This is a genomic window from Actinotalea sp. (assembly GCF_041597215.1).
Lineage (GTDB): Bacteria > Actinomycetota > Actinomycetes > Actinomycetales > Cellulomonadaceae > Actinotalea.
Genome location: NZ_JBFHHB010000231.1, coordinates 1 through 5,066 on the forward strand (window position 1 = coordinate 1; position 5,066 = coordinate 5,066).

A 5,066-nucleotide genomic window follows, 5' to 3' on the forward strand; every position below is an offset into this window, starting at 1 on the left:
CGCCTGCGCAGCAGCTCGAGCTGCTGCTCGTACTGCTCGACGGCCGCCGAGCCCTTGAGCTCGTCCACCTCGGTGCGGCTCGCCTCGAGCGTCGTCGAGGCGTCGAGGTACCGGCGCAGCTCGTCCCTGCTCGCCGCCGCCCCGGGGACGGGTGCCTGGGTGCTCACTTGATGATCTCCGCGTCGCAGGTCGCGCGGACCCGGTCGATCCTCGCCTGGATCTCCGGTGTGACCTCGAGCCGGTCGAGCGCCCCGGGGATCATCCGGGCGATCACCTTGGCACTCCCGTCGATCATCACCGTCGCCTTCTCGAAGATCTGCGGGAGCTCCTGGTAGCAGGTCCCGCAGTCCGTGCAGCGGGCCTGGTCGGCGGGATCGAGCCAGACCGCCCGGTCCGCCACCGCGACGGCACCCGCCGCCGCTGCCGGAGCGGCCGCGGCGCCGTTGCCCGCCACCGCGGGCCGGGTGGAGATCGTCGACCCGAGGCCCACCGGCGCCGCACTGGAGGTGGCGAGCGCTGTCATCGCGGTGACGATGTCGTCGAGGGAGGACTCGCGACGGGACATCGCCTCGTCGTACCGGGCCTGGAGCGCCTCGAGGTCGTCGCGGTGCAGCGCCGAGAGCTCGGCCTCGTGACCACCGGACAGGTACTGGAGCACCTGCCAGTAGCGGCGACGGTCCTCGACGAGCGCCACGACCTGCGTGGAGCAGGCGACCTTGATCAGGTGCCGGTCGTCGTCGGTCGCGTACACGAAGGGGACACGATCGCCGCGCTCGGCCCTCGGCAGCTCGACGTACTCGGCGATGGGGACCGCACGGTCCTCGAGCGCCGGGTCCATCCGGGTGAACTGCTTGGTGAAGCGGACCTCCCCGAGGGCGAACTCCGCAGGCGTCAGCGCGGTGGTGAGCAGCTGAGGCTGCCCGTCCTCGTCGAGGTACTCCAGGGTGCTCGTGGTCCAGGTCTTGCCGGGGTCGGGGTTGCCGTCGAGGGAGAACCAGTCGTGCAGGTGCTCACCCTTGCGTGGATCGTGCACGAACAACGGCGCCATCCGCGACTCGACCGCCAACCGCGACCGAGCGGCCGAGGCGGCCTCGGCGATCCCGTTCTCCGAACCGCACGGGGTGTAGACGTCCATCACCGCCGGCGCCGTGCCGTACTCGAGGAAGTCCATGCTGCACTTGAGGAAGTGCCCGTGCAGCGCGGTCGACGTCGCGGCGACGTAGACGTTCGGGTGGAAGGAGGCGAGCAGCCCGAGCTCCTTGCGGGACTCGTGCTTGCCGTCGTGCGCGCCGCCGAAGCGGGAGAGGTCCGAGTCCTGACCGGTGAAGCTCGCCGTCGAGGCCTGCCCGCCCGTGTTCGAGTACGCACCCGAGTTGAGCACCATGACCTTGATGGGCGTCTGGCTCGCCAGGACCCGCGACATGGCGCCGAACCCGATGTCGTAGCTCGCCCCGTCTCCGCCGATCGTCATGATCGTCGGCATGAGGGAGAGCTCGTCCGGGGTGAGCCGCTCCCAGGTGAGTCGGCGGAGCGCGGCGTCGTGCACGGCCGGGTCGTAGGCGTCCTCCAGCTCGAGCTCGGCGATCCGCTGCGCGCGCATGTCCGCGACCAGTGCCGCGGCGACACCCTCGAAGATGCCCTTGGCCAGGGGCTGGGCGTCCTGGAAGAGACTGTTGACCCACGGGTCGAGGTAGGAGTTGTAGGGCATCGTCGAGGCGTAGACGCTCGAGCACCCGGTGGAGTTGGCGATGATCGTCTGCGCCGGGCCGTTGCCGGTCGGTCCGCTCTCCATCAGGTAGAGCCGGTGCTCGAGGGTCCCGATGAGTCCCTCGATGCGCTCGCGCCGCTCGGTCGCCGTCTCCGGGAGGCCCGCCAGCTTGTCCTGCATCCGGGAGAGCAGGGACTCCAGGCTGGCCTGGTGGGTGCGGCGACGCTCGTCGCCGAGGGCGTGGCTCATCGACATGACGAGCCGGATCGCGGTGACCTCCCCGCAGCCGCGGCATGCGCCGTGACCACCTGTCGTGGAGTAGTAGTTGTCGTGGTCGAGGAGGAGCCGCTTGAGGTCCCCACCCGCCGTCGTGGATCCGGCGAAGTACTTCGCCGGGGTGTTGGGCGCAGCGGACATCAGCGCGAAGCGGTCCTGCAAGGAGGTGAGCACGTCGTCGTCCTGGACGACGGGGGTCAGTGCCCCCGGCCCGCACACCTCCGTGCACTCCAGGCATCCCGTGCACTTCCACGGGTCGATCGTCGCCGTGAACATCCCGCCGGATCCCGGTACTGCCTTCTCCATCGCGTCGAAGTACGGGCGCGTCCTGGCGACCGGGTAGTCGGCGAGCACCCCGACGAGGGCGTCGACGGTCCGGCGGAAGGTCGCGTTGCCCGGGTCGACGGAGTGCCCCGCCTGACCGACGAGCTCGTGGAACCGGAACTCGCTCTGGCCGGCGCGGTAGGTCTCGCGCACCGTCTCGGAGATCGCGTAGACCTTCGAGCGCAGCAGGGCGCGCTGCGCCTCCGGTGCGTCCACCTGGTCGATCGCGGTCAGCAGGAGGTCGGGGAGCTCGTGCACGGTGTTCGGGATGGCGGCGTCCGGGCAGACCAGTGCGCACTCCAGGCATCCGGTGCACAGGTCGGGGTTGAACTGCGGCACCGTGCGCCGGAACAGGCCCTTGTCCTTGTTCGCGGCCGAGCCTGCCGGCATGAACAGACCGGTGCCGGGCATGACCGGCGCCTCGCCGATGGTGCCCTCCCGGAAGGGGCGGGCGACGATGTTCTCGTAGTACGCGGGGTCGAAGAGCGCGCTCGCGGTGGCGGCCGTGCTCGAGGTGCACATGTCGGCGGACACCGAGACCGGGCGGGCGAGCCGGCGCGGTGACTCCTCGTCGTCGATCGCCAGCAGCTCGGCGGTGTCGTAGTCGACGGCCTGCGTCGCGTCGATCCCGTCGTGGATGACGGCCATGTTGCCCTCGACGACCGCGACTCCCTTGGAGCCGAACTTCTTGGTGATCTGCGCCCGGACCTTCTCCCGGATCGCCTCGATCGATGCTCCCTCGGAGACGCGGTCCACGTGCCCGGCAACGGCACCGATGAACGCGATGCCCATCATGCGCAGCTCGAGCTCCGGCGTCGGGGCGTGCTTCTTCGCGACCCCGAAGGCGTCGACGACGAAGAAGCGGATGTGCCGCTCGCGGATCGTCGCTCGCGCGTACTTCGGGAGCTGGCGCCACACCTCCGCGGGGCTGAGGTCCGACTGGAGGATGAAGGTGCCACCCTCGACGAGACCCTTGAGCGGGTTGGTGTGGATGAACGCCTTGTGGTCGGGCGAGAGGACGACCTCCACGTCCTCGAGCTCGGCGTTCGTGATGAGCACCGGCTCAGGACTCAGGGTGATGTAGTAGTTGGTCGGCGCCCCACTCTTCTCCGAGCCGTACTTGGGCGCGGACTTCGAGTGCATGCCCAGCACCCCGCCGAGGATGTCGGTGAGGAGCTTGCCGGTCGCGATGGTCCCGTACCCGCCCACGGAGTGGAAGCGGATCCGGATCGCCGAAGGTGGGAGCAGCGCGGGGTTCTCGCGGGTCTGCAACGCCATGTGCTCGGTGGCGGGATAGGCGGCGCGCAGCCGCGCCTCGATCTCCGCCATCTCGGGCGAGGGGTCCTGGCTGAAGAACTGCGAGCCGAGGTAGATCAACGGGGCGCCGGAGCCCTCGACCATCTGCTCGAACGCGGCGACGAGGTGGCGGGGCTGCACGTCGTGCCCGCCGAGCCCGAAGATCGCCGTGGTGAGTCGGGGAAGGGTCGCGAGGGCGGGGACGTCGTGCGTCGCGCCGTCGGCGTTGGCCCGCGCCTTGAACAGGGCGCCGGTCACCAGGCTGGTCAGTGCGGTCTGGTCCGAGCGCTCCAGGACCGTGACGGCCTTCTTGCCGGCCAGCGCCGCGACCAGCTCCGCCTCGGGGAAGGGCTGCAGCATCTTGACCGAGACGACGCCGACCTTCAGGCCCTGGGCGCGCAGGTAGGGCAGCACGGCCCGGACGTCGTCGGTGATCGACCCGAGGCCGACCATCACGTAGTCCGCGTCCTCGACCCCGTAGGTCATCACCGGTGCGTAGTCACGACCGGTGAGCTCGGCGTACTCGGCCATGGCCTGGCGGGTCAGACGCGGGACCTCGGAGGCGAAGTGCGTGCGGTGGTCGACGGCACCGGCCTGGAAGTCGGGCTGGTTCTGCACCGGGCCGGTCAGGCCGGGGTTGTGCGGGTCCACGAGCGCCGGGACCAGCTGGCGGGTACCGCGCATCGCCGCGTTGAGCCACTGCCGGCGCCACGGCGCGTGCAGCTCCGTCGGCAGCCACCGCAGGGTCTCGGCGATGAGCTCTCCTGCGGAGTCGGCCTCGACCTCCTCGGCCGTGCCCTCGAGGTAGCCACGCAGGGCCGCGAGGTCGGCGGGGACCAGGTCGTCGCTGTGCCGTGCGAGCCACCTGACGAGCTGGTCGACGCGGCCCTTGGCGCCGAAGAGCAGCGACTGGGCGACCGTCGGGCAGGGGATCATGCCGGAGGGGTCACCGAGGTAGGTCTTGAGGAGCTCGGGCTCGGGGAGCACCATCTCGCTGAGCATGTGGCTCGTGGCGAACCCGTCCATCGCGTTCGTCACCGGGATGAGGCTGAGCGCGGAGGTGCGGTACGCGATCGCCGCGAGGTCGGCCGCCTCCTGCGGGTTCGACCCGAACAGGATCGTGTAGCCGGACGGCAGCAGGGCGTACACGTCGTCGTGGCCGGCCATGACGTTCAGGGAGTGCTTGGACACCACGCGTGCCGCGACCTGGAGGACGAACCCGCCGATCTTCTTGCCGACCGTCACGAAGTGCGACTCGAGGGCGTACAGGATGCCCTGGCTCGAGGAGGCGTTGGAGACGAACTGGCCTCCGGTCAGGGCTGCGCCCAGAGCTCCGCTCTGCGCGGAGTGCTCGCCCTCGGTCTCGAAGAAGAAGGGATGGCGTCCGAAGACGTTCACGCTTCCCTCGGCACGAGCGGCCTCGAAGAGCTCGGAGATCTCCGTGGACGGAGTGATCGGGTAC

The 5,066-nt window shown here is 70.2% G+C and carries 1 protein-coding gene; it reads right to left on the reverse strand.

Annotated elements, in window-relative coordinates; all coding sequences use genetic code 11:
• Positions 1–163: 163 nt before the first annotated feature.
• Positions 164–5,066 (reverse strand): 2-oxoacid:acceptor oxidoreductase family protein (locus ABWK99_RS13430; protein WP_372595209.1); only part of this gene is annotated, 4,903 nt, incomplete at its 5' end.